A 23,017-nucleotide genomic window follows, 5' to 3' on the forward strand; every position below is an offset into this window, starting at 1 on the left:
CCGTCGGTTCCGCGTGTGAGCGCGGCGTCCTCCCGCGTCGCACGACAGGAGCGCGCCCCTCTGGCCGAGAACGGGCGCGGGGCGCGAAACGCGCCGCTGGGGGTCGGCGCACTGCGCACGCTAGCCGTGGCGCACCGGCCCTGGGGATAGCCCGCACGGGCTACCCGCCGGACACGGCGAGGCCCCGCCCTACCCGAGATGAGTCAAGGGCGGGACGGGGCGTTCGCGTTGGGCACCGCGTCCCCGATGCCCTGACCCCCGCGACCGAAGTCGCGTCGTCGGGGTGGTGCCCGGTGTCGCTCCAGGCCGAAACCTCCGGCGCACGATCTTTACCGTCGCGGCGCCGAGAGGTCCTGCGGTTACGGACCCACCGGCGGCATCGACCTGCTGGACGGCGCTCAGAGCAGCAGCCCTCAGTCGAGGTAGTCGCGCAGGACCTGCGAGCGGCTGGGGTGGCGCAGCTTGCTCATGGTCTTGGACTCGATCTGGCGGATGCGCTCGCGCGTGACTCCGTAGACCTTGCCGATCTCGTCGAGCGTCTTGGGCTGGCCGTCGGTGAGGCCGAACCGCATGGAGACCACGCCGGCCTCACGCTCGGAGAGCGTGTCGAGGACGGCGTGCAGCTGCTCCTGCAGGAGCGTGAAGCTGACGGCGTCGGCCGGGACGATCGCCTCGGAGTCCTCGATGAGGTCGCCGAACTCGGAGTCGCCGTCCTCACCGAGGGGCGTGTGCAGCGAGATGGGCTCGCGGCCGTACTTCTGGACCTCGATGACCTTCTCGGGGGTCATGTCGAGCTCCTTGGCGAGCTCTTCGGGCGTGGGCTCGCGGCCGAGGTCCTGCAGCATCTGGCGCTGCACGCGGGCGAGCTTGTTGATCACCTCGACCATGTGCACGGGGATGCGGATGGTGCGGGCCTGGTCGGCCATCGCGCGGGTGATGGCCTGGCGGATCCACCACGTGGCGTAGGTCGAGAACTTGTAGCCCTTGGTGTAGTCGAACTTCTCGACCGCGCGGATCAGGCCGAGGTTGCCCTCCTGGATCAGGTCGAGGAAGAGCATGCCGCGGCCGGTGTAGCGCTTGGCCAGCGAGACCACGAGACGCAGGTTGGCCTCGAGCAGGTGGTTCTTGGCGCGGCGTCCGTCCTCGGAGATCCACTCGAGCTCCTCGTGGACCTTCGGGGTGATCTTGCCGCCCTTGGCGAGCTTCTCCTCCGAGAACAGGCCGGCCTCGATGCGCTTGGCGAGCTCGACCTCCATCTCGGCGTTGAGGAGCGGGACCTTGCCGATCTGCTTGAGGTAGTCCTTGACCGGGTCGGCGGTGGCGCCGGCCACCATGACCTGCTGCGCCGGCTCGTCGGTCTCGTCGGCCGCCGAGACCACGAACGTCGAGGTGGAGGTCGCCTCCTCCTCGGCCTCCTTGATCGTCGGGTCGGCCTTGACGTCCTCCTCGAACTGCTCGTCGGGGACGTCGGGGAGGGTCTTCTTGCCGTCGGGGCCGACCACCGCGGCTGCGACCGCGGTCGTGACTGCCGGGGCCTTCTTCGCCGCGGTCTTCCTGGCCGGGGCCTTCTTCGCGGGCGCCTCGGCCGTCTCGCTCGTCGCCGAGGACGCCGCCTTCTTCGCCGGAGCCTTCTTGGCGGTGGCCGTGGCGGTCTTGCGCGCCGTCGCGGCCGCCACGCCGGTGGCGGTGGGCAGCTCGACGCTCAGCCCCAACGAGCTGAGGTGGGCCAGCAGCGCCTTGAGGTGCTGCGGCTCGACGGCCGCCTCCTCACTGGCCCGCCGCACCTGCTCGGGACTGAATCGTCCCGTCGGCGTGGCCTCCTCGACCAGGGCGAGGACGGCGGGGTGCGCCAGCACGGCGGCGGGGATCAAGCGTGCGTTCGAGGACACGAACACCTCTCGTGGAACGGGGCACGGACTGCGAAACGGAAACGTGGAACGGGACGCCCAGGCGGCCATCGGACCGCCGGAGCCGACTCAAGGCGCGACAAACGCCGGTGTCGTCAAGAGCTGTTCTCCATACTGCCATGCGCACCGAACCCGCCGCGCATGCGGGCAGCATCGCGCGGGCGCGTCCCGGCGCGGTGTGGCGACCCTCACGCCCGGCCCGACGCCGACCTCAGGCCGGCTTCGCGCCGGAGGCCGCCTTGGCCGCGGCCTTCTTCTCCTTCTTGAACTCCCGTACCTTCTGCAGGCTGTCGGGGTCGACGACGTCGGCCACCGAGCGGTAGCCGTCGAGGGCGTAGTCGCCGGCGACCTTCTCCCAGCCGGTCGGCCGCACGTCCAGCTGCTTGGCCAGCAGCGCGGTGAAGATCCTGGCCTTCTGGGCCCCGAAGCCCGGCAGCGCCTGCAGGCGCTTGGCGAGGTCCTTGCCGTCGGCCGCCTCGGTCCAGATCCGCTCGGCGTGGCCGTCGTAGGTCTCGACCACGATGCCGGCCAGCTCCTGCAGCCGCGCGGCCATCGAGCCCGGGAAGCGGTGGATGGCGGGCGGCGTCGCGCACAGCGCCGCGAACTCCTCGGGATCGGCCTCGGCGACGGCGCGCGGGTCGAAGCCGCCGAAGCGCTCGGCGACCTTGGCCGGACCGCGGAAGGCGTGCTCCATCGGGTACTGCTGGTCGAGCATCATCCCCACGAGCAGCGCGAAGCTGCTCTCGGTGAGGATCTGGTCGGCCGCCTCGTCGCCGGTGATGTGGATCGCCATGGCATCCATCCTGCCCGAGGGCGAGCGACGCCCGGTCGGCTCCCGGCGACCCCCCGCCCTGCCTACGATCGCCCGGTGGAGACGCTGAGGCTGCCCGACGGACGCTCGCTCGACTACACCGACGGCACCACGGACGGCACCACGGACGGCCGCGACGACCGGCCGGTGCTGGTCTTCCACCACGGGACGCCGAGCGCGGCCACGCGCGACCGGCACTTCGGCGCCGCGGCCGACGAGGTCGGCGTCCGGGTCGTCAGGCTGTCGCGGCCCGGCTACGGCGGCTCGACCCGCCTGCCCGGACGCCGGGTGGCCGACGTCGCCGCCGACGTGGCCGCGCTGCTCGACCACCTCGGCGTCGAGCGGTGCGTGACCGGTGGGCTGTCCGGCGGCGGGCCGCACGCGCTCGCCACCGCGGCGCTCCTGCCCGACCGGGTGGCCGGCGTCCTGTCGATCGCCGGCGCGGCCCCGGCCACCGAGCCCGACCTCGACTTCCTGGCCGGCATGGGCGCCGAGAACGTCGAGGAGTTCGGCCTGGCGCGCCGCGGCGAGGCGGCGCTGCGGCCGTGGCTCGAGACGATGGCGGTCGAGGTGCGCGGCGCGACGCCCGAGCAGCTGATCGAGGCGATGAGCACCCTGCTGCCCGAGGTCGACCGCGCCGCTGTCCGCGGGGAGCGTGGGACGGCGTACGGCGAGGACGTCACCGCCTCGATGGACGAGGCGCTGCGCGTCGGGGTCGACGGCTGGCTCGACGACGACCTCGCCTTCGTCGGCGACTGGGGCTTCGACCTCGCCGACGTGCGGGTGCCGGCCTTCGTGTGGCAGGGCGACGAGGACCTCATGGTGCCGCCCGCCCACGGCGCCTGGCTGGCCGCGCACCTGCCCGACGCGCGGGCCCACCTGCTGCCCGGCGAGGGCCACCTCTCGCTCGCGCTCGGCTCGGCCGTGCCGATGCTCACCGAGCTGGTGGCGACCCTGCGCTAGCGGTCCGCCGGCCCGCCGAGGTGACGGTCTACCGCCGCGGCCACGGTGGCGGCGACGTCGTCCGGGGTGCGGTCGGTGGTGTCGACGACCAGGTCGGCGGCGGCCGTCATCCACCCGCGGGCCGCGGCCCAGACCTCGCGGTGGCGCAGCCGCCACGCCACGGCCCCGGCCTCGACCTCGTCGGTCTCGATGCGTCGCACCGCCTCGTCGTCCGCGACGGTCAGCACGACGTGCAGCACCTCGTGGTCCCGCGCGCGCAGGCCGGCCCGCAGCTCGCGCCAGTAGGCCTCGACCAGCACGGTCTGGACGGCGACCAGCGGCTGCCCGGTCGCGGTGGCGACCTCGTCGGCGACCACCGGCACCAGCCGTCGCCACGACGGCCACTGCTGGAAGTCGGTGACGACGGCGCCGTCGACCGGGACGTCGGCGAGGTGCTCGCGCAGCAGGTAGCCGACCCACTCGGGGTCGAACAGGCGCAGCCGCGGGTCGCGCTCGACCAGTCGCCGGGCGGTCGTGGTCTTGCCGACGCCGAAGGTGCCGTTGAGCCAGACGATCACGCGAGGGCCTCGTGCGCCCGGGCGGGGCTCAGCCCCACTCCTTCGGGGCGAACTGGCTGACGGTGAACAGCGCGCCCTGCGGGTCGCGGACCACGCAGGCACGCACCCAGTCGGTCTCGTAGGGCGCGACGGCGGTGCCGCCCAGCCGCTCGACGGTCGCGACGGCGTCGTCGCGGTCGGCGACGGTGAAGGTGACGTGCCACCGCGCGCCCGGGTCGTCGGGGCCGGCCGCGTCGGGCGCGCCGTCGAGGTCGACGATGCCGCCCACCACGTCGGCGAAGCCCTCCGGCGCGTGGGCCTGGCGGGTGCGGATGTCGGGGTCGACGGTGGACTCGAGGTGGTCGCCGTAGCCGGGCACCTGGATCTGGCGTGCCCAGCCCTGGTCGACGACGTCCCAGCCGAACGCGTCGCCGTAGAACGCGGCGGCCGCGTCGGGGTCGGCGCTGAGCAGGTTGCTGAAGTTCCACGCACCCGGCTCGTTGGCGACCTGCACGCCGAGACGTCGGCGCGCCTGCCACAGCCGCAGCTCGACACCCTCGGGGTCGGCGACGGTGGCGGTGCGGCCACCGGGGCCGGCGTCCTCGGGCGGCGAGACCAGCCGGGCGCCCAGGCCGACGAGCCGCTCGGCGGTGGCGTCGCAGTCGTCGACGGCCACGTAGGTGGCCCAGGCCGGCGGCGTCGGGGCACCGGGCTCGCGCGGGCCGCCGATCGCAGCGGCGTCGCGGCCGTCGAGGGCGGCGACCACGTAGCGGTCGGGCGCGTCGGGCGGCATCGCGTCGGTGAAGGTCCAGCCGAACAGGCCGCCGTAGAAGGCCAGGGCGGCGTCGACGTCGTCCTGCATCGTGTCGACCCAGCTCGGGACGCCGTGCGGGAAGGTGCGCTCCACGACTCAGTCCGCCGTCGTCTCGTCGGCCTTCACCGCCAGCACCGGGCAGTGGGCGTCGAGCAGCACGCGCTGGGCGTTCGATCCGAGGATCAGCTTGCCGACGGGGGTGCGGCGCCGCAGCCCGATGACGATCAGCTCGGCGTCGGTGGACTCGGCGATGCTCACGAGGTCCTCCGAGGCCTCCAGCCCGCGCTCGAGCTGACGCAGGTCGAAGGTCAGGCCCGACGCCTCGAGCCGGGTGCGCACCGGCGTCAGGTCGGGCTCGGCGTCACCGCGGGCACGGTGCGAGTGGACGACGACCAGCTCGGCGCCGCGCCGACGCGCCTCCTCGATCGCGGCGTCGAGAGCCGCCTCACCCTCGGGCTTGAGCACGTATCCCACGACGACGGTCGACATGGCGGGCAGGCTACCGCCGCCGCGGGGGGTGCGGGGAGAGCCGCACGGGTGCCCGGGCGCGTCGGCGCAGCCTGTGGAGGACGGCCGACCGCACCCGCCCGGTGCGGCAGGGTGGCCGCGTGCCCACCACCCGACCGCCGACCCCCGGCGCCCGTCCCCCGCCGGCCTTCGGCGTGCCCGACCCGGCGTCGCGCGCGCTGCTCCGCGGGCTGCGCGCGGCGGTCGGGCTGCACGCGGCCACCGAGCCGCGGCGGCACTACCCGCCCGCGCTCCACGCGGGCGAGCCCGGCGAGCCCGGCGGTCCGGTCGTCTCACTGCCGCTCGAGGGCGGGCTCGAGCACCACCGGCTCGACCACGCGCTGCGCGTCGACGTCGTCGAGGCCCTGCTGGGTCGTGTGCTGCGCGCCGGCCGCGAGCGCGAGCGGTGCCGCGACCCCGGCCCGCTGGTGTGGCTGACCCGGCCCGGGCCGCTCGACCCGCACGAGCTCGACCTCGCCTGGCACCGGGCGGCGCGCACGGCGTCGGCCGAGCTGGGCGTCGCCCTCGCGATGGTGGTCGTCGGCCGGCGCGCCTGGCGCGACCCGGGCAGCGACGCCGGCCGGGCGTGGGTCCGACTGCGGTGAGGCTGCGGTGAGGCGGCGGTGAGGCGGCGGTGACGTGGCCGCTACCAGGTGTGCACGGGCTCGTTGCTGTGCATCCGCTCGCGGTAGTCGAGCAGCGTGGCCCGCAGGGCGTCGAAGCGCGGCTGGTCGGAGCGGCGTCCCATCTCGCGCACGAACCACTCCGCGCCATTGGTGCCGAGCAGGCAGCGCTGCTCGATGATGCCGAGCAGCCGGTCGGACGTCGCCGCCTCGACCCCCCACGCGTCGAGGCCCTCGCGCGCCAGCGGCAGCAGCCGCCGCAGCACCAGCTCGGTGGCGCTCACCTGCCCGACGCCGGGCCAGTAGACGTGGGCGTCGATGCCGTGCAGCGCGGCGACGTGGAAGTTCTCCTCGGCGGCGCTGAACGACATCTGCGACCACAGCGGCCGCTCGCTGGTGGCGAGCGCCCGCACCAGCCCGAAGTAGAAGGCGGCGTTGGCCATCGTGTCGGCCACGGTGGGCCCCGCCGCCAGCAGCCGGTTCTCCACGCGCAGGTGCGGGACGCCGTCGTTGACGTCGTAGACCGGCCGGTTCCAGCGGTAGATGGTGCCGTTGTGCAGCCGCAGCTCTGACAGCGACGGGGTGCCGCCGGCGTCCAGCACCGCGAGCGGGTCCTCCTCGTCGGTGATCGGCAGCAGCGCGGAGAAGTAGCGCACGTTCTCCTCGAACAGGTCGAAGACCGAGGTGATCCACCGCTCGCCGAACCACACCCGCGGCCGCACCCCCTGCGCCTTGAGCTCCTCGCTGCGGGTGTCGGTGGCCTGCTCGAACAGCGGGATGCGCGTCTCGCGCCACAGCTGCCGGCCCATCAGGTAGGGCGAGTTGGCCCCCACGGCCAGCTGGATCGCCGAAATCGCCTGCGAGGCGTTCCAGTAGCCGGCGAACTGGTCGGGCGAGGTCTGCACGTGCAGCTGGGTGCTCGTGCAGGCCGCCTCCGGCAGGATCGAGTCGGACGTCGTGTCGAGCCGCTCGCCGCCCACGGCGTCGCCGTTGATCGCGATGGCGAGGTCCTCCCCGCGGGCGTTGAGGATCTGCTCGCTCAGCAGCCGGTAGCGCGGGTTGGCGCTGATGCTGTGCAGGCCCATGTGACCGTCGTCCAGCGTGGGCAGGATGCCGATCATCACCAGGTGCGCGCCCACCTTGGCCGACTTCTGCTCGGCGTCATTGAGGCTGCGGCGCAGGTTGTCCTCGAAGGTCTCCAGGCCCCTCTCGCGCAGCTTGGCCGGCGGCACGTTGATCTCGATGTTGAACTGGCCGAGCTCGGTCTGGAAGTCGGGGTCGGCGATGGCGGCGAGCGCCTCGGCGTTCTTCAGCGCGGGGTCGCCGGCCTCATCGACCAGGTTCAGCTCGACCTCGAGCCCGGTCATCGGGTCGTCGGTGTCGAAGGCGGCCTCGCGCAGCATCCGCGCGAAGACGTCGAGGCAGCGCCTGACCTTCTCGCGGTGCCGGGTGCGGTCGGCAGGGGTGAACTCCTGGAGGTCGACCTCTTCGCCCATGCCGCGACCCTAGGGCGTGAGCGGCCCGGGCAGCAGCCCTCACGGGGGGTGGATCGCGGCACGGGCCGCTGATCCGGCGCTCAGCCGGCGTCGCGCGCGGCACCTCAGCCGGCGTCGCGCCCGGCCCGCCGGCCGGGGTCGGGGTCGGTCGCGCTCGGCGGGACGGCGTGGGTCAGCGCCTCGGCCACCAGCCCGGCGAGGCCGTGCCCGGGCTCGACGGCCCGGGCCCGGTCGACCGCGCACCAGGCGAGCGCGCCGTCGCCGGACTGCCAGGCGGCCCACGCGAGCAGCGCGGCGACCGGCGCCCGGTGCTCGTCGGGGGCGCGTCGCACGAGGTCGGCGAGCAGCTCGACCGCCTCGCGGGCGCGCTCGCGCGTCAGCACCGACCAGACGGCGTCGCGCACCGGCACCGCGCCGAGGCCGACGAGCAGCCGTGCCGCCTCGTCGTCGGGCGCGGCGGTGCCGGCGTCGAGGTGAGCGACCACCACTCCGGCCGCCCAGGCCGACTCGGCCACGACGTCGTCCGCCTCGCGCAGAGATGCCAGGCGCGCCCGCACCCGGGCGAGGCCGCGGGGGTCGGTGTCGAGGGTGCGGGCCAGGGCGCCGCGGCTGGCGTGGGTGACGCGGCCCTCGACGACCGACTGCACCACGAACGGGTGGTCGGAGACGTCGTAGGGCGCACCGGCGTGGGCCGGCCCGGCGTCGAGGGGGAACCAGCGGTCGCCGCCGACGCGGAGCGCCTCGACGACGTCGATGCCCGCGCCGGCGAACGCCTCGGCCAGGGCTCCGTGGGCGGTGGCGGCCCGCTCGGCGTCGTCGGAGTAGACCAGCAGGACGACGCGCCCGACGCCGTGCCGCACGGCCGGCGCGACGAGCATCGCCGCGACCTCCCGGGCCGCCTCGGGCGGGTCGGCGGGGCCGGGCAGGTCGACGCGGGCGTGGAAGGGCCGGACGGCGTCGAAGGTGAGCATCACGATCGACTCCTCGGGCCAGAACCCCAGCACGACCGAGGCCACGGCGACGAGGTCGTCGGGACTGCGGGCGGTGAGCACGGTGCGGGCGGACGGGTGGCGGTCGGGTCGTCGCTTCATGCCCGGACTCGTCTCCGGGCCGCGGACGCCCCACCCCTCCCCCTCCGCCACCTGTGGACAACCCCGTCGCGAGCCCCGCCTGTGGACGGTTCCGGGACATCTCCACACCCCACGCCGACCCGTCGGACATGTCTGACGGGTCGACCTGCCCGGAGACGCTGACCCGTCAGACATGTCTGACGGGTCAGCCGGGGCGGATACCGTCACGTGCGTGAGGGTGCGCACGCAGGCGTCGGTGCTGCACCTCGACCTCGATGCGTTCTTCGCCGCCGTCGAGCAGCGCGACAAGCCGTCGCTGCGGGGCAAGCCGGTCGTCGTCGGCGGGGTCGGCGGACGCGGGGTGGTCGCGACGGCGTCGTACGAGGCCCGGCGGTTCGGCGTCCACTCGGCGATGTCGACGCGCGAGGCCCGCTCGCGCTGCCCGCACGCGGCCTACCTCGGCGGCCGCTTCGAGGCCTACCGCGAGACCAGCCGCGCGGTGATGGGGCTGCTGCGCGAGGTCTCGCCGCTGGTCGAGCCGCTCTCGCTCGACGAGGCGTTCGTCGACCTCGAGCAGGCCACCGAGGACGGCGCGCCCGTCGGACTCGAGGTCGCCGACGTCACCGCGTTCGCGCAGCGGCTGCGCGCGCGGGTGCACGAGGTGACCGGCGGCCTGACGGCGTCGGTGGGCGTGGCCACCTCGAAGTTCGTGGCGAAGGTGGCCAGCGACCTCGACAAGCCCGACGGGCTGGTGGTGGTGCCGCCCGGCACCGAGCAGGAGCTGCTGCGCCCGATGCGGGCGACCGTCATCCCGGGCGTGGGGCCGGCAACCGCCGAGCGGCTGCGACGGGCCGGCATCGTCACCGTGGCCGACCTCGAGGCGGTGAGCCTCGACGAGCTGGTGCGGCTGGTCGGCCGGGCGCACGGCACCGGCCTGCACGACCTCGCGCGGGCCCTCGACGACCGGCCGGTGGTGGCCGAGCGCGAGGCGAAGTCGGTGAGCGCCGAGGGCACCTACGAGACCGACCTGACCGACCGCCGGCTCATGGAGGGCCTGCTGACCCGCCAGGCCGGCGAGGTCGCGGCCCGGCTGCGCAAGCACGGGCTGTCGGGACGCACGGTGAGCATCAAGGTGCGGCTGCACGACTTCACCACGCTCAGCCGCTCGACCACGCTCAACGAGCCCACCGACAGCACGACGACGGTCGCGCGCCTGGCGCGCGGGCTGCTGGCCGACCTCGACACCTCCGGCGGCGTCCGGCTGCTCGGCGTCGGGGTCTCGGGGCTGGCCGACTGGATCCAGGACGACCTGTTCGGCGAGCCCGAGCCCGACCCGGACGACGCCGAGCTGGCCGAGCTGGCCGCCACCCCGCCCACGGTGCGCGCCCGCTCGGTGTGGGTGCCGGGCCAGGACGTCGTCCACGACGAGCACGGCGCCGGCTGGGTGTGGGGCTCGGGGCGCGGCGTGGTGACCGTGCGGTTCGAGACCGCCGCGACACCGCCGGGCCCGGTGCGGTCGTTCCCGATCGACGACCCGGCGCTGCACCGGGCCGAAAACCGGGTGCCCGACGACGTCTGAGGTCGTAGCGTCCGACGCCGTGACGAGCGAGCCCGCCACCCTCGAGGTGCGACAGATCGACCCGGCCGACGAGATGACGCTGCGCGCGTCGTACGACCTCGAGCGGCGCGCCCTGCTCGCGGGCCGGGAGGGGTCGCCCCACTGGTCGTGGAGCGAGATGGCCGCGATCTGGCGCCAGCCCGACCCCGGTGAGGACGGCCGGCTCTACGGCGGCTGGGTCGAGGGCCGCATGGTCGGCGGCGCGGTGCTGTTCATGCCGCTGGAGGACAACACGTCCAAGTGCTGGCTCGGCGTCGCCGTCGACCCGGCCGAGCAGGGCCGCGGCCACGGCCGGGCGCTGCTCGAGGCCGTCGAGGCGGTCGCGCGCGAGCACGGCCGCACCGAGCTGATGGCCGAGACCAAGCTGCCGTTCGACCAGATCACCCAGCACCGCCACCGGCGCTTCGCCGAGGCCGCCGGATACGACTTCGCCAACGTCGAGATCGTCCGCCACCTCACGCTGCCGGTGCCGGACGCCGACCTCGACGCCTGGGCGGCCGAGGCGGCCGAGCGCCACGCCGGCTACCGCATCGAGACGTTCGTGAACGAGGTGCCCGACGAGCTGCTCGAGTCGATGCTCGTGCTGCACGGCCAGCTCGCCGTCGACGCGCCCACCGGCGCCGTCGACTGGGAGGAGGAGGTGATCACGCCGGAGCGGTGGCGCGCCAACCTCGACTCGCTGCTCTCGGCCGGGCGCACCATGTACGAGACGCTCGCGATCGCCGACGACGGCACCGTCGCCGCGCAGACCACCATCGCGGTGCCGAGCAACCGCACCGACGTCTCGCAGTGGGGCACCTTCGTGCACCGCGAGCACCGCGGCCACCGGCTCGGCCTCGCCGTCAAGGTGGTCAACCTCCGCGCGATGCAGCAGGCCCACCCGCAGATGCAGCGCGTGATCACCCAGAACGCCGAGAGCAACGACTTCATGGTCTCGATCAACGAGAAGATGGGCTTCGAGCCGGTCGAGGCGGCCACCGAGTTCGTCAAGCGGGTCTGAGCGCCACCGGGTCGCCCGGGCGCAGCTGGGCGCACCGGGCGAGGTCGGCGGCGTCGACGACGCCCACCACCGGGTAGCCGCCCGTCGGCGGGTGGTCGGCGAGGAAGACCACCGGCTGCCCGTCAGGCGGCACCTGCACCGCCCCGAGCACCATCCCCTCGCTGGGCAGCTCGGCGTCGCGGTACGGCCCGAGCCGGGTCAGCGGCTCGCCGCGCAGCCTCACCCCGACCCGGTCGGCGTCCGCCACGACCCACCGCGTCGCACACGTGCGGCGGACGGCGTCGTCCGGCTCGCCGAACCACTCGGCTCGCGGGCCGGGGTGCAGCCGCAGCGGCCCGGGCCGCGCCGGGCGGACGACGTCGACGGCGGCCGGCGGGCCGGACGGCTCGCCCAGCGGCAGGACGGCGCCCGCCTCGACCCGGGGCGGCCCGACCCAGGCGAGCGTGTCGGTGGCCCGCGAGCCGAGCACCGGCGCGACGGCCACTCCCCCGCCGACGGCCACCCAGCAGCGGACGCCGTCGCGCACCGGACCGAGGCGCAGCTCGGCCCCGGCCGGCAGCCGCTCGGCGCGGGCGTGGCCACGGGCGGCGCCGTCGACCGTGACGTCGCAGGGCGCGCCGGGGCGTGCCCGGCTTCCCCCGGCAGAGCCGACGGAGTGACGTCCGGGCGACCGGCCACGCGCTCCGACCCCGCCGTCCCCGTCACCGGGCCGACGCCACGAGTCGCCTCGTGGTGCGGGTCTTCGTGCCTGACCTGTCTCGCTCGGAGTGGGGTGACGCTTCCGAGCGACCCGACCCTCTCGGCTGATCCCGCCGTCCCCGTCACCGGGCCGGCGCCGCAGGTCGCCCCGCGGGATGGATCTCGAGCTGGTCTGATCCCCGCCGCCTCGGCTTCCCCGGAGGGCCGCCGCGGCTTTGGTAGGGAGAGTTCTACGTGCCGGATCCGCTGCCCCGCAAGGGATTCCGGCGAACTGCTCCGACATTCCTCCGGTCCCACAACACCCTCCACAGACCGAACCGGTTCAGTCCACAGGACGGGCTCATCCTCCACAGCCTCGCCCACAGGGGCTGTGGACGACGGGGCCGATGATTCCGTCGTCCCGCGCGGGTCGGAGTGGCATGCCCGTCCACGCCGCCCCACCCGTCCTGACGCGCACCGAGCTCGCCCGCGCGTTCGCCACCCACCGCTTCGCCGAGGTCTACGACCGCCTCGACCCCGACCTGCGCTGGATCGTCGACGGCCGGCCGGCGCTCGACCGCGACGCGACGGTCGTGGCGTGCGAGAGCCTGCTCGGCGACCTCGCGCACACCGTCGCCGAGCTGCTGCGGGTCGAGGTGGTCGAGGACGGCGCCTCGGTCACCGTCGAGACCGTCACGCGCTACGTCGACCTCACCGGGACGACGGTGGTGGCCTCCCAGGACACCCTCGACTTCGAGGGCGCCACCGTGGTGGCCATCACCAGCTACGTCGCCGAGGCCGCCGACCCGGCCGACCCCGTCAGCCCGGCCGAGCCCGCGGCGTCCTGAGCCTCGAGCACGACCACCTCGTCGCCGAGGGCGATCGTGCCGCCCTCGAGCACCCGGAAGATCGTGCCGCCGCGGCGGCGCAGCGCCTGTTGGGCGCCGGGGCCGATGGTGTCGTCGAGCAGCTTGCACGGCGCGGCGACGCGCACCACCTCGAGCAGCACACCGGTCGCCGGGTCGCCGACGCGCAGCCGCACGCCCGGCGTGCGGGGCACCTCGCCGTGGTCGAGCGTCACGTTGCGCCGCGTCAGCCCGGGCGGCACGTCGGCGCCGTGCAGACGCGTGGCCTCGGCGAGGTCGTCGAGGCTCTGCACACTGACGTGACGGTGCTTGGCGCCGTGGTAGCGGTCGCCGACGATGCCGCGTCCGGTCTCGACCTCGACTCGCTCGACCTCGCGGGTCGGCAGGCGCCGCCCCTTGGCCACGTGCAGACCGACCACCCGTTGCGTCACGGCGTCCATGCTCGCACCCGGCTCACGCCACGAGCGCGAGCGTGCCGAGGGAGACCGACCAGCTGACGAAGCTGCCGACGAGGAAGTACTCGGTGACGTCGTGGATGCCCGGGCCGGGCGCACCGCCGGCCGCGGCCTGCAGCTCGGGGAACCGCAGCAGGCCCTTGGCGGCCACGACCACGCCCGCGGCGGTCAGCTCGCCGGCCAGCCCGAGCCCGAGGATGGCGACCCGCTCCATCGGCCCGAGCAGCCGCCCGCCCTTGAGGGAGGACGCCCCCGGCGTCGGGTGCGAGGTGCCGCTGACCTCGAGCACGAGCCGCACCACCACGTTGCCGGTGACCAGCTGCACCAGCACGGCACCGGCGACCATCAGGGCACGGCCGGGGTCGCCGTCGAGCACCGGCAGGTCGGCCAGCCACGCCCCCAGCGGGCCGTCGACCGGCGCCGCCGCGCCCGAGACGGCGAGGGTGAGGGCGAGGACGATCCCGAGCCAGCCGAGCGGCAGCCACGCCCACCCGCGGGCGAAGCCCACCGTGACCGTGACGCCCCACCCGGCCACCGCCACGGCCAGCAGCAGCCAGGCGACGACGCCACCGGCCGTGGTGAGACCGGCGAGCGGACCGAGCACGAGCACCGACACCGCGCCGGCGACCTGGCCGGCCCAGGGCCGCCGGGTCAGTGAGAAGACCAGGTCGGTCAGCCCGAGCCCGACGAGCAGCAGCGCCAGCCAGCTCACCGCACCGCCTCCAACCACGAGCTCGTCGTCATCACCACGCCCAGCGCGTCGTGGCGCAGCCGCTGGGAGACCGCCGACGGCGAGACGCCCTCGTCGGCCGCGATCTCCTTCTGCGTGCGCCCGGACAGCAGACCACGCAGCACCGACAGCGACCGGGCGTCGAGGCGCCCGACCAGCTCGTCGCGCGCCAGCAGCGCCGCGTTCAGGGCACCGTCGGGGCCGGCCGCGACCGCCGTCCCGTCGGCCACCCGGACGACGGTGCGGGCCGCCCGCGTGGCCGCGCGCCCGGCGAGCGCGTGGGCGTCGTCGATCGCCGCGCGCGCGGCCCACCAGGCCGGACCGTCCTCGATGCCGGTGCCGGGGTCGAGCACACGGCGCTGCCCCACCCCGATGCCGTGCCGCGCGTCGTGCTCGGGCAGCAGCGCCAGGCGCACCGCCAGGGCGACCGCGGACGCCGCGCCGAGGGTGGGCACCGTGCCCTGGAACTCGTCGCCGGCCGTGACCCGCAGGTCGCTGCCCCACCGCTCGTTGAGGTCGTCGAGCACCCCGGTGAGACGGTGGTGCAGCGCGGCGCGCTCGGTGGCGCGGCGCGACCCGACCAAGTCGCCGAGGACCACCACGACATCCGTGCGCTTCATCAGCTTCATATGAAGAGGATACCTTCATCGTGCCTGGATGAAGACCTCGGCTTCATCGTGGCGGACGTCGGATCGGGGATGGACGGGGCCGGCCCGGTAGGTTCGCGCGGTGCGCCCGCCACCCGTCGTCCGTCCGGTGGCGGCGGTCGCGGTCGTCGGCGTCCTCGCGCTCGCGGCGGGCTGCGGCACCCGGCCCGACACCCCCGAGGCCGCCGTGCGCGCCTACCTCGCGGCCTACAACGCCCACGACTGCGACGCGCTCGACGACCTGGTCGCCCCCGGGTCGGGCCTCGGCGGGGGCGACGGCTGCGACGCCTTCCCGCACGCGGTCGACCAGTACATGGTCGACACCGTCACCGTGCTCGACGCCGACGGCGTGCAGCTCGACCGCACCGCCGAGGGCGGCAGCGACGGCGACGCGGTCACCGTCAGCCTGACCTTCGACCAGGGTCGGTGCTACCTCGGCGTCGTGCGCCGCGACGGCGTGTGGCTGCTCGAGACCCAGCGCTGCATCGGCACCCGACAGTCCGACGGCGAGCCGATGACGCTCGACTTCGAGTGACCGACGCCCGACGACTGGTCCAGACACACCGCCGCAGCCCGCCCGATCGTCGAACGCGAGGCTACTCGCCAGTAGGATCGCCTCCATGGGGTTCGTGCACCGCCAGACCGTCGTCGCCGCCCTCGTGGCCAACGCCCTCCGCCCCGTGCGGGGCTACCGCGCCGCCGTCCCGGCGTTCGTCGCGGGCTGGCTGACCGACGAGCTGGCGCCGCACCTGCTGGCCCTCACCGCCGCGGACGCCGCCACGCACCTCACCGCGCGGCGCCGCGACTGGCGTGGCCTGGCGCTCGCGGGGGTGAGCGCGGCGGGGCTGGCCCACCTCGTCTCGACCGCCCGCCGGGCCGGCGACCTCGCCGAGGAGGCGCTGGTCGAGGGCCTGGGCGACGACTACCACGCCCGGCTCGACCACGAGCCGACGCCGGCCGAGCTGGCCACGCCGTGGCGCCGGCTGGCCTACCCGTTCCGGGTGCGCGAGCCCGGCGTCCGCGTCGAGCGCGACATCGCCTACGCCGACCACGGACGACGGGGGCTGCTCGACGTCTACCGGCCGGCCGACGGCGTCGCCGGGTTCCCCGACGGCAAGGCGCCCGTGCTGCTGCAGGTGCACGGTGGGGCCTGGACGATGGGCACGAAGGACCAGCAGGGCATCCCGCTGATGCAGCACCTCGCCGCCCGCGGCTGGGTGTGCGTGGCGCCGAACTACCGGCTCGCTCCGCGCGACCCGTTCCCGGCGCAGATCGTCGACGTCAAGCGCGCGCTGGCCTGGGTCAAGGAGCACGTCGCCGACTACGGCGGCGACCCCGACTACGTCGCCATCACCGGCGGCTCGGCCGGCGGCCACCTCGCCGCGCTGGCCGCCCTCACCCCCAACGACCCCGTGTGGCAGCCCGGCTTCGAGGACGCCGACACCTCGGTGCGCTGCGCCGTCCCCCACTACGGCGTCTACGACCTCGCCGGCGCCAGCGGGCTGCGGTCGGCCACGCAGATGCGCGACGGCTTCCTCGGCCCGCGGGTCCTGCGTCGCCGCTTCGACGACGACCACGAGCCGTTCGAGGCCGCCTCCCCGCTGCTGCGCATCCGGCCCGACGCCCCCGACTTCTTCGTCCTCCACGGACGCGACGACACCCTCGTCTCGGTGCGCCAGGCCCGGCGGTTCGTCGAGCGGCTGCGGGAGGTCTCCGACGCCTCGGTGGTCTACGCCGAGCTGCCCGGCGCCCAGCACGCCTTCGACATCTTCCCCTCCATCCGCTCGGCCCACGTCGTCCGCGCCATCGACCGCTACCTGCACTGGCACCTCAACACCTGGCGCGCCGGCCGCGACCACACCGCCCAAGCCGGCTGACCCGTCCCTCGTAGGCGACGGGTCGACGAACCTGACGCTGACCCGTCCCTTATAGGCGACGGGTCGACCTCACTAGGGTCGGCGGGTGCAGATGGACGACGGGCTGCTGGCCCACGCGCGGGCGGCCACCGGGTTCATGCCCGACGACGAGGGGCTGCTGCTGTTCCGGCGCGGCGTCGAGCGGGCGCCGCACGGCCCGCTGCTCGAGGTGGGCAGCTACTGCGGCAAGTCGGCGGTCTACCTGGGCGCCGCCGTCCGGGCCGCCGGGGCGGGCGGCGTCCTGTTCGGGGTCGACCATCACCGCGGCTCGGAGGAGAACCAGGCCGGATGGGAGCACCACGACGCCTCGCTCGTCGACCCCGAGGTCGGGCTGATGGACACCCTCCCCCGCTTCCGGCGCACCGTGCACGACGCCGGTCTCGAGGACGTCGTCGTCGCGGTCGTCGGTGAGAGCCGCACCGTCAGCGCCCACTGGCGCACCCCGCTCAGCCTGCTGTTCGTCGACGGCGGCCACGGCCGCGAGCCCGCCCACGCCGACTACGCGGGCTGGGCGCCCTGGGTGATGGCCGACGGGCTGCTCGTCGTCCACGACGTCTTCCCCGACCCCGCCGACGGCGGCCGCCCGCCCTACGAGGTCTACCTGCGCGCCCTCGCGGGCGGCGCCTTCACCGAGGTCGAGGCCCTCGGCTCGATGCGCGTGCTGCGCCGCACCGCCGGCTCCCCCGGCGACCCCGTCGGCTGAGCAGGGCCGGGGGGCGGCTCAGCGCCGCGCGGCGGCCTCGTCGACGTCGCAGCCGCACTCGAGGCCGAGCTCGGCGAACGGCGGGGCGAGCGAGGTGCCGCGCACGATGCCCGAGCCGGGCGTGCCGTGGCCGTAGGTCTCGCCGAGCGCGTCGGCGGCGAGGACGACGGCGGCCGCGGTGTAGGTGGTGTGCTCGACCGGCCAGTGGACGCCGTCGGGGAAGTCGGGGTTGGCCTCACCGGTGACCCAGCCGGTCCAGTAGCGGCCGTCGTCCTCGCGCAGGTGCTGCACGTCAGCGAAGACCTCCAGTGCCCGCTCGTGGTCGCCGGCCGCGTCGAGGGCGAGCACCAGCTCGCAGGTCTCGGCGCCGGTGTACCAGGGGTTGGTGTCGACGCAGCGGATGCCGAGGCCGGGGGTGACGAAGTCGTCCCAGCGGGCGTCGAGCAGCGCGCGGGCCGCCGGGCCGCGCACGGCACCGCCGAGCACCGGGTAGTACCAGTCCATCGAGTAGGTGGACTTGTCGGCGAAGACGTCGCGGTGGTGCCGCAGCGCATGGCCGAGCCGGCCGCCGGCCAGCTCCCACTCCGGCTGCGGGTCGTCGAGCAGGTCGGCGAGCGCCACGCCGGCGCGCAGCGCGTGGTAGACCGACGACGACCCGGCGAGCAGGCAGAGCCGCTCGGTCGGCGTCCAGTTGATGCCGCCGAACCCGACCTGCTGAGTGACCACCCAGTCGAGGCCGGCCCGCACCGAGGGCCAGTAGCGCTGCACGAAGCCCAGGTCGTGCCGCACCAGCCAGTGGTGCCACACGCCGACGGCGAGGTAGGCGCTCATGTTGGTCTCACCACGGTCGTCCTCGACCTCGCCGGCCACGATCTTCATCGGCCACGACCCGTCGGCGCGCTGCATGGTGGGCACCCAGGCGTAGGCCCGCTCGGCCGCCTCGACCTGACCGCCGACCAGCAGCGCCATCGCGGCCTCGACGTGGTTCCAGATGTCGACGTGCTCGCCGACGCTCCACGGCACCGCGCCGCACGGCTCCTGCATCGCCGCGATCGACGCCGCGGTGTCGGCGACCTGCTCGGCGGTCAGGACGCCGCGCACGTGCGGCAGCCGGTCAGCCATCGACCTCAGCCACCGGTGGGAGACCCGAGCCGCACGGGCTTGCGGAAGTAGAGCACGAGGCTCTTGCCGATCAGCGGGTCGAGCACGCGGCCGGCCAGGCGCAGGGCGCGCGGCTGCTTCATGATCTCCCACACCAGCAGCCGGTGGTAGGCCCGCGCGGCGGGGTGGTCGTCGTTGGTGACGCCGACCGCGCACTTGATCCACCAGTACGGCGAGTGCAGGCCGTGGGCGTAGCCGCGCCCCTCGTAGGCCATGGCCGTGCCCGGCCCGCCGTCGTTGGGCGCGCCGGCCTTGGTGACCTTGTCGATCAGCTCGTGGTCGGTGTAGATGCGGACGTGGCCGCCCTCGGCGTTGTGGTAGTCGTCGGAGAGCCGCCAGTTGACCACCTCGGGCAGCCACCGCGGCACCGAGACCGCGAGCGTGCCGCCGGGCCGCAGCACCCGCACCAGCTCGGTGATGGCGCCGACGTCGTCGTGCAGGTGCTCGAGCACCTCGGCGGCCACCACCCGGTCGAACTCGCCGTCGGCGAAGGGCAATGACAGCGCGTCGCCCTGCTTGATGTCGGCCTGCGCGCCGTCGGGCACCTCGCCGGCCTCCTTCATCGCCCCGAACAGCTCGAGGACGCCGGCCAGCTCGTCGCCGTCCTGGTCGAAGGCGACGACGTCGGCCCCGCGGCGGTACATCTCGAAGGCGTGCCGGCCCGCGCCGCAGCCCATGTCGAGCACGCGGTCGCCGGGCTGGAGGCCGAGGCGGTCGAAGTCAACGGTCAGCACGGGGGCGCTCCTTCTCCTCGGCCTGCTCGGCCCGGTAGTCGTCGATCACGTCCTGGTAGGCCTCGGCGACCTTCACCGCGACCGCCCGCCACGAGAACAGCCGCTCGACGCGGCGACGTCCGGCGGCGCCGAGACGGGCGCGTCGCTCGGGGTCGTCGAGCAGCCGGCCGAGCGCATCCTTCAGCTCGTCGACGTCGCCGGGGGTGACCAGGTCGGCGCACTCGCCGTCGGGGCCCACCACCTCGGGGATGGCGCCCGCGCGCGAGACCACCAGCGGCGTCGCGCACGCCATCAGCTCGGCGGTCGGCAGCGAGAACCCCTCGTAGAGGGAGGGCACGCACGCCACCTGCGCCGAGCCCATCAGCTCGACGAGCTCGGCGTCGCTGACACCGTGCACGAACCGGACGTCGCCGCCGATGCCGAGCCGCTCGATGAGCTGCTCGGTGCGACCGCCGGCCTGCGGCTTGGTGACCAGCACCAGCTCGACGTCGCGCTCGGTGCGCAGCTTGGCGAAGGCCTCGAGGAGCGTCGCGATGCCCTTGACGGGCATGTCGGCGCTGGCCATCGCGAGGATGCGGCCGGGCACGCGCGTCGCGGGCGAGGCCGGCGGCCGGAACACGTCGTCCACCCCGAGCTGGATGACGCGCATGCGGGCCGGGTCGACGCCGAAGTCGGTGGCGATGTCGCGCTTGGAGGCCTCGGACGGCGTCATGACCAGCCGGGCGCGACGCGCCACCCGGCCCTGCATGCGCAGGAAGCCGTACCAGCGGCGCAGGGTCAGGCGGCGCCAGCGGCTCGGGGCGGCGGCGAGGTCGATGCGCCGGTCGAAGGTGATCGGGTGGTGCAGCGTGGTGGCCAGCGGCAGGCCGTAGCCCTCGACGTCGAGCAGGCCGGTGCCGAGCACCTGGTTGTCGTGGGCGACGTCGAACTCGTCCGCGCGCTCGGCCAGCAGCCGGCTGACGCGCTTGGAGAAGGTGCGCGGCTCGGGGAAGCCGCCGACGCACATGGTGAGGAACTCCTCGACGTCGATGCGGTCGCGGAACTCGCGCGGTCGCGGCACCCGGAACGGGTCGGGCTCGCGGTAGAGGTCGAGGCTCGGCACCTTCGTGAGCGCGACGCCCTCGTCGAGCTCGGGGTAGGGCTGGCCCGAGAAGACCTCCACCTCGTGGCCGAGCGCGGTGAGCTCGCGGCTGAGGTGGCGCACGTAGACGCCCTGGCCGCCGCAGTGCGGCTTGCTGCGGTAGGACAGCATGGCGATTCGCATCGGCAGCGCGGACCCTTCCGGTGGTGGGGCGAGAGAGCCGCGCGAACTGGAACGTGTTCTTCCTCGGCCCGGCAGCGTTAGCCTAGACGGCGCCTCCGGCACCTCCGCCACGACCGTCCGCGACCCCCGCCCCCTCCTGATGACCACCACCTCGAGCACCGCGCCGAGCACCGGCTCGCTGTCCGCCGCCGACCTCGACTCGCCGGCGCAGCGCGAGCGGCACGCGCGCATCCTCGACGCCACGGTCACGCTCGCCCGCGAGGGCGGCTTCGACGCCGTCCAGATGCGCGCCGTAGCCGAGCGCGCCGACGTGGCCTTGGGCACGCTCTACCGCTACTTCCCCTCCAAGGTGCACCTGCTGGTCTCGGCCCTCGCGCGCGAGTTCGAGCGGGCCGACGCCGGGTTCCGTGGCCTCGGCGCGATCCCGGGCGCGACGCCGGCCGACCGGGTCGGCTGGGTGATGCGCCGCACCACCCGCGGCCTGCACGACGACCCGCGGCTCATCGAGGCGCTCACCCGGGCGTTCGTCTCGGCCGACGCCTCCGTGGCGGCCGAGATCCGCGTCGTCGAGACGCTGCTGGCCGGCATCCTCACCCGCGCGATGCAGCCCCGGTCGCCCCGCTCCCCCGCGGACGACGACGCGATCGCCCGCGTGATCGGCGACGTGTGGCTGGCCGCGCTGGTCGCCTGGGTCACCGGCCGCTCGAGCGCCGCCGAGACCGCCGCCCACCTCGAGACGGCGGTGCAGCTGCTGCTGCGGGAGTGACGGGCCCTCAGCCCTCGTCGACCGCGGCGGCCGTCGTCCCCCCGAGGGGCATCGGGTCGAGGCCGAGCTTGCGGTGGTCCCACGAGCGCACCCGGTCGACGTCGAGCCGGACGGCGACCCGGTTGCGGGCCATCAGCTCGACCAGCGGGCGGACCTCCTCGGAGTAGGGCCCGTGGTAGCGCTCCCAGAGGTCGACGCACACCCGCCAGACCACCTCGTCGTCCTCGACGACGACGCCGCGGCCCTCGAGCGAGACGCCGCGCAGCCGGTCGTAGGTGTGCCCGGCCTCGACCAGCAGCGACAGCGTCGGGTCGCGGCGCAGGTTGACGACCTTCTGCGACTTCGCCTTGGTCTCGATCCACACCTGCCCGTCGAGGACGGCGTACCACATCGCCACGAGGTGGGGACGGCCCTGCGGGCCGAGCGTGGCGCAGGTGGCGCTGCGCTGGGCGGCGAGGAAGGCGGTCACCTCGGCGTCGTCCATCACGACCTGGGCGCGCTGGTTGGCCACGCTCAGCCGCCCGTGCCGACAGGCCCGTCGACCAGCGAGATGGCGGCCCGCGGGCAGGCCGCCACGGCCCGCTCGACGCCGCGGCGGTTCTCCTCGGTGACCTCGTGCGTGGCGAGCTGCAGGTAGTCGTCGTCGTCGAGCTCGAAGACCTCGGGCGCCATCGACTCGCACAACCCGTTCGACTCGCACAGGTCGAGGTCGACCTCGATCCGCATCTCAGCTCCCCTCGCTGGAGTGGCCCGGGAACACCTTCGCGCTCGGGTCCATCGCCACGGTCGCGTTGTTGACCGCGGTGGCGGCCTCGCCGAAGCCGACGGCGATCAGCCGCACCTTGCCGTCGTACTCGGTGATGTCGCCGGCCGCGAAGACCCGCGGCAGGTTGGTCTGCATCGACGGGCCGACCACGACGTGCCGCTTCTCGACCGCGATGCCCCACTCCTGCAGCGGCCCGAGGTCGGCGACGAAGCCGAGGGCGGCGACGACCGCCTGGCAGGGCCGCTCGTGGACGCCGTCCGGCCCGGTGATCTCGACGCTCTCGACGACGCCGTTGCCGCGCACGGCGCTGACCTGGGCCTTGGTGAGGATCTCGACCGAGGTCTGCCGCACCTGCTGCACGGTGCGCTCGTGGGCGCGGAAGGCGTCGCGGCGGTGCACGAGGGTGACGGTGGCGGCGATCGGCTCGAGGTGGAGCGCCCAGTCGAAGGCACTGTCGCCGCCACCGACGATGACGACGTCCTTGCCGGCGTAGGGGGCGAAGCTGGGCACGAAGAACTCGAGCCCGCGGCCGACCCACTCCTCGCCGGCCGGCAGCGGGCGGGGCGAGAACTTGCCGATGCCGGCGGTGATGACCACGGCGCCCGCGCGCACCTGCGTGCCGTCGTCGAGGCCGACGGTGACGCCGTCGTCGTCCGTGGCGAGCGTGCTGGCGGTGCGGTCGAGGAGGTAGTCGGGGCGTGCGGTGTTGGCCTGCTCGACCAGGCCCGCCACGAGGTCGCGACCCTTGACGCTCGGGAAGCCCGCGACGTCGAGGATCGCCTTCTCGGGGTACATCGCGGTGATCTGGCCGCCCAGCTCGGGCAGCGAGTCGACGACGGCGACGCGGTGGCCGCGGAACCCCGCGTAGTAGGCGGCGAACAGTCCCGTGGGACCGGCACCGATCACCACCAGGTCGGTCTCGACCGTGGGCTCGCTCACGGTCGCGATCCTGCCACGGACCGGCACGCCGTGTCCGGCACGACGGG

Annotated in this window: 25 protein-coding genes and 1 pseudogene; 9 read left to right on the top strand and 17 right to left on the bottom strand. The window is 74.7% G+C overall.

Annotated features, from left to right (window positions below):
• Positions 1 to 413: 413 nt before the first annotated feature.
• Positions 414 to 1,505 (bottom strand): annotated as a pseudogene (locus tag ABEA04_RS22685) (RNA polymerase sigma factor); the annotation flags it as partial.
• A gap of 613 nt (positions 1,506 to 2,118) precedes the next feature.
• Positions 2,119 to 2,700, bottom strand: coding sequence for an HhH-GPD-type base excision DNA repair protein (locus ABEA04_RS22690; RefSeq protein ID WP_345464557.1), 582 nt, complete (start codon positions 2,698 to 2,700; stop codon positions 2,119 to 2,121).
• A 75-nt stretch (positions 2,701 to 2,775) separates the two neighbouring features.
• Here ABEA04_RS22690 and ABEA04_RS22695 point away from each other — a divergent pair, with 75 nt between their 5' ends.
• Positions 2,776 to 3,681: an alpha/beta fold hydrolase gene (locus tag ABEA04_RS22695; protein WP_345464560.1), complete on the top strand. Its 906-nt coding sequence runs from the start codon at positions 2,776 to 2,778 to the stop codon at positions 3,679 to 3,681.
• Here the strand turns inward: ABEA04_RS22695 and ABEA04_RS22700 are convergent.
• The 3 genes from ABEA04_RS22700 to ABEA04_RS22710 are packed head-to-tail and all read right to left on the bottom strand — an operon-like array spanning position 3,678 to position 5,520.
• Positions 3,678 to 4,238, bottom strand: a complete 561-nt coding sequence (locus ABEA04_RS22700; RefSeq protein WP_345464563.1) for an AAA family ATPase — start codon at positions 4,236 to 4,238, stop codon at positions 3,678 to 3,680. The genes ABEA04_RS22695 and ABEA04_RS22700 overlap by 4 nt on opposite strands.
• A gap of 28 nt (positions 4,239 to 4,266) precedes the next feature.
• Entirely contained in the window at positions 4,267 to 5,124 is an 858-nt protein-coding gene (locus ABEA04_RS22705; RefSeq protein WP_345464566.1) for a VOC family protein, read from the bottom strand.
• Between the two features lie 3 nt (positions 5,125 to 5,127).
• Positions 5,128 to 5,520 (bottom strand): universal stress protein, encoded by a 393-nt coding sequence (locus ABEA04_RS22710; protein ID WP_345464568.1) that lies wholly within the window; start codon positions 5,518 to 5,520, stop codon positions 5,128 to 5,130.
• Positions 5,521 to 5,639: 119 nt separating this feature from the next.
• Between ABEA04_RS22710 and ABEA04_RS22715 the strand changes: the two genes are divergently transcribed.
• Positions 5,640 to 6,143 (top strand): hypothetical protein, encoded by a 504-nt coding sequence (locus ABEA04_RS22715; RefSeq protein ID WP_345464571.1) that lies wholly within the window; start codon positions 5,640 to 5,642, stop codon positions 6,141 to 6,143.
• Between the two features lie 41 nt (positions 6,144 to 6,184).
• Here ABEA04_RS22715 and ABEA04_RS22720 read toward each other — a convergent pair whose 3' ends face one another.
• Both ABEA04_RS22720 and ABEA04_RS22725 read right to left on the bottom strand, forming a co-directional pair.
• A complete protein-coding gene (locus ABEA04_RS22720; protein ID WP_345464574.1) occupies positions 6,185 to 7,657 on the bottom strand; it encodes a glutamate-cysteine ligase family protein in 1,473 nt (490 codons plus the stop codon).
• A 104-nt stretch (positions 7,658 to 7,761) separates the two neighbouring features.
• Positions 7,762 to 8,748, bottom strand: coding sequence for a DUF4192 domain-containing protein (locus tag ABEA04_RS22725; RefSeq protein WP_345464577.1), 987 nt, complete (start codon positions 8,746 to 8,748; stop codon positions 7,762 to 7,764).
• A 217-nt stretch (positions 8,749 to 8,965) separates the two neighbouring features.
• Here ABEA04_RS22725 and ABEA04_RS22730 point away from each other — a divergent pair, with 217 nt between their 5' ends.
• Together ABEA04_RS22730 and ABEA04_RS22735 are read left to right on the top strand one after the other, a co-directional pair.
• Positions 8,966 to 10,306, top strand: a complete 1,341-nt coding sequence (locus tag ABEA04_RS22730) for a DNA polymerase IV (protein ID WP_345464672.1) — start codon at positions 8,966 to 8,968, stop codon at positions 10,304 to 10,306.
• Between the two features lie 19 nt (positions 10,307 to 10,325).
• A complete protein-coding gene (locus ABEA04_RS22735; RefSeq protein ID WP_345464580.1) occupies positions 10,326 to 11,345 on the top strand; it encodes a GNAT family N-acetyltransferase in 1,020 nt (339 codons plus the stop codon).
• Here the strand turns inward: ABEA04_RS22735 and ABEA04_RS22740 are convergent.
• A complete protein-coding gene (locus tag ABEA04_RS22740; RefSeq protein WP_345464582.1) occupies positions 11,332 to 12,327 on the bottom strand; it encodes a 5-oxoprolinase subunit C family protein in 996 nt (331 codons plus the stop codon). The genes ABEA04_RS22735 and ABEA04_RS22740 overlap by 14 nt on opposite strands.
• A 136-nt stretch (positions 12,328 to 12,463) precedes the next feature.
• On the opposite strand from ABEA04_RS22740, the gene ABEA04_RS22745 reads away from it, so the two are divergent.
• Entirely contained in the window at positions 12,464 to 12,871 is a 408-nt protein-coding gene (locus ABEA04_RS22745; RefSeq protein ID WP_345464584.1) for a nuclear transport factor 2 family protein, read from the top strand.
• Here the strand turns inward: ABEA04_RS22745 and ABEA04_RS22750 are convergent.
• Genes ABEA04_RS22750 through ABEA04_RS22760 form a run of 3 tightly spaced genes read right to left on the bottom strand, consistent with a single transcriptional unit; the run spans position 12,808 to position 14,703 of the window.
• Positions 12,808 to 13,320 (bottom strand): MOSC domain-containing protein, encoded by a 513-nt coding sequence (locus ABEA04_RS22750; RefSeq protein ID WP_345464586.1) that lies wholly within the window; start codon positions 13,318 to 13,320, stop codon positions 12,808 to 12,810. The two genes, ABEA04_RS22745 and ABEA04_RS22750, sit on opposite strands and share 64 nt — an antisense overlap.
• 22 nt (positions 13,321 to 13,342) lie before the next feature.
• Positions 13,343 to 14,056 (bottom strand): hypothetical protein, encoded by a 714-nt coding sequence (locus ABEA04_RS22755; protein WP_345464589.1) that lies wholly within the window; start codon positions 14,054 to 14,056, stop codon positions 13,343 to 13,345.
• The gene (locus ABEA04_RS22760; protein WP_345464592.1) at positions 14,053 to 14,703 is read right to left on the bottom strand and encodes a SatD family protein; all 651 of its coding nucleotides are present in this window, start codon (positions 14,701 to 14,703) and stop codon (positions 14,053 to 14,055) included. The genes ABEA04_RS22755 and ABEA04_RS22760 overlap by 4 nt, the downstream gene beginning before the upstream one ends.
• A gap of 100 nt (positions 14,704 to 14,803) precedes the next feature.
• Between ABEA04_RS22760 and ABEA04_RS22765 the strand changes: the two genes are divergently transcribed.
• From ABEA04_RS22765 to ABEA04_RS22775, 3 genes are all read left to right on the top strand, one after another.
• Positions 14,804 to 15,256, top strand: a complete 453-nt coding sequence (locus ABEA04_RS22765) for a hypothetical protein (protein ID WP_345464595.1) — start codon at positions 14,804 to 14,806, stop codon at positions 15,254 to 15,256.
• Between the two features lie 85 nt (positions 15,257 to 15,341).
• Entirely contained in the window at positions 15,342 to 16,598 is a 1,257-nt protein-coding gene (locus ABEA04_RS22770; protein ID WP_345464598.1) for an alpha/beta hydrolase, read from the top strand.
• 91 nt (positions 16,599 to 16,689) lie between these two features.
• On the top strand, positions 16,690 to 17,340 hold the full coding sequence (locus ABEA04_RS22775) for a class I SAM-dependent methyltransferase (protein WP_345464675.1): 651 nt from the start codon (positions 16,690 to 16,692) through the stop codon (positions 17,338 to 17,340).
• An 18-nt stretch (positions 17,341 to 17,358) separates the two neighbouring features.
• On the opposite strand, the gene ABEA04_RS22780 is transcribed toward ABEA04_RS22775, so the two are convergent.
• The 3 genes from ABEA04_RS22780 to ABEA04_RS22790 are packed head-to-tail and all read right to left on the bottom strand — an operon-like array spanning position 17,359 to position 20,499.
• Positions 17,359 to 18,462, bottom strand: coding sequence for a prenyltransferase/squalene oxidase repeat-containing protein (locus ABEA04_RS22780; protein ID WP_345464601.1), 1,104 nt, complete (start codon positions 18,460 to 18,462; stop codon positions 17,359 to 17,361).
• 5 nt (positions 18,463 to 18,467) lie between these two features.
• A complete protein-coding gene (locus tag ABEA04_RS22785; RefSeq protein ID WP_345464604.1) occupies positions 18,468 to 19,235 on the bottom strand; it encodes a class I SAM-dependent methyltransferase in 768 nt (255 codons plus the stop codon).
• A complete protein-coding gene (locus ABEA04_RS22790) occupies positions 19,222 to 20,499 on the bottom strand; it encodes a glycosyltransferase family 4 protein (RefSeq protein WP_345464607.1) in 1,278 nt (425 codons plus the stop codon). The genes ABEA04_RS22785 and ABEA04_RS22790 overlap by 14 nt, the downstream gene beginning before the upstream one ends.
• 139 nt (positions 20,500 to 20,638) lie before the next feature.
• Here ABEA04_RS22790 and ABEA04_RS22795 point away from each other — a divergent pair, with 139 nt between their 5' ends.
• On the top strand, positions 20,639 to 21,265 hold the full coding sequence (locus ABEA04_RS22795) for a TetR family transcriptional regulator (RefSeq protein WP_345464609.1): 627 nt from the start codon (positions 20,639 to 20,641) through the stop codon (positions 21,263 to 21,265).
• Between the two features lie 7 nt (positions 21,266 to 21,272).
• Here ABEA04_RS22795 and ABEA04_RS22800 read toward each other — a convergent pair whose 3' ends face one another.
• The 3 genes from ABEA04_RS22800 to ABEA04_RS22810 are packed head-to-tail and all read right to left on the bottom strand — an operon-like array spanning position 21,273 to position 22,970.
• Complete coding sequence (locus ABEA04_RS22800; RefSeq protein WP_345464612.1) at positions 21,273 to 21,776, bottom strand: pyridoxamine 5'-phosphate oxidase family protein; 504 nt, start codon at positions 21,774 to 21,776, stop codon at positions 21,273 to 21,275.
• Positions 21,777 to 21,778: 2 nt separating this feature from the next.
• Positions 21,779 to 21,991, bottom strand: a complete 213-nt coding sequence (locus tag ABEA04_RS22805) for a ferredoxin (protein WP_345464615.1) — start codon at positions 21,989 to 21,991, stop codon at positions 21,779 to 21,781.
• A 1-nt stretch (position 21,992) separates the two neighbouring features.
• A complete protein-coding gene (locus ABEA04_RS22810) occupies positions 21,993 to 22,970 on the bottom strand; it encodes an NAD(P)/FAD-dependent oxidoreductase (RefSeq protein WP_345464618.1) in 978 nt (325 codons plus the stop codon).
• Positions 22,971 to 23,017 lie beyond the last annotated feature (47 nt).

The organism is Nocardioides marinquilinus, from assembly GCF_039543705.1.
Lineage (GTDB): Bacteria > Actinomycetota > Actinomycetes > Propionibacteriales > Nocardioidaceae > Nocardioides > Nocardioides marinquilinus.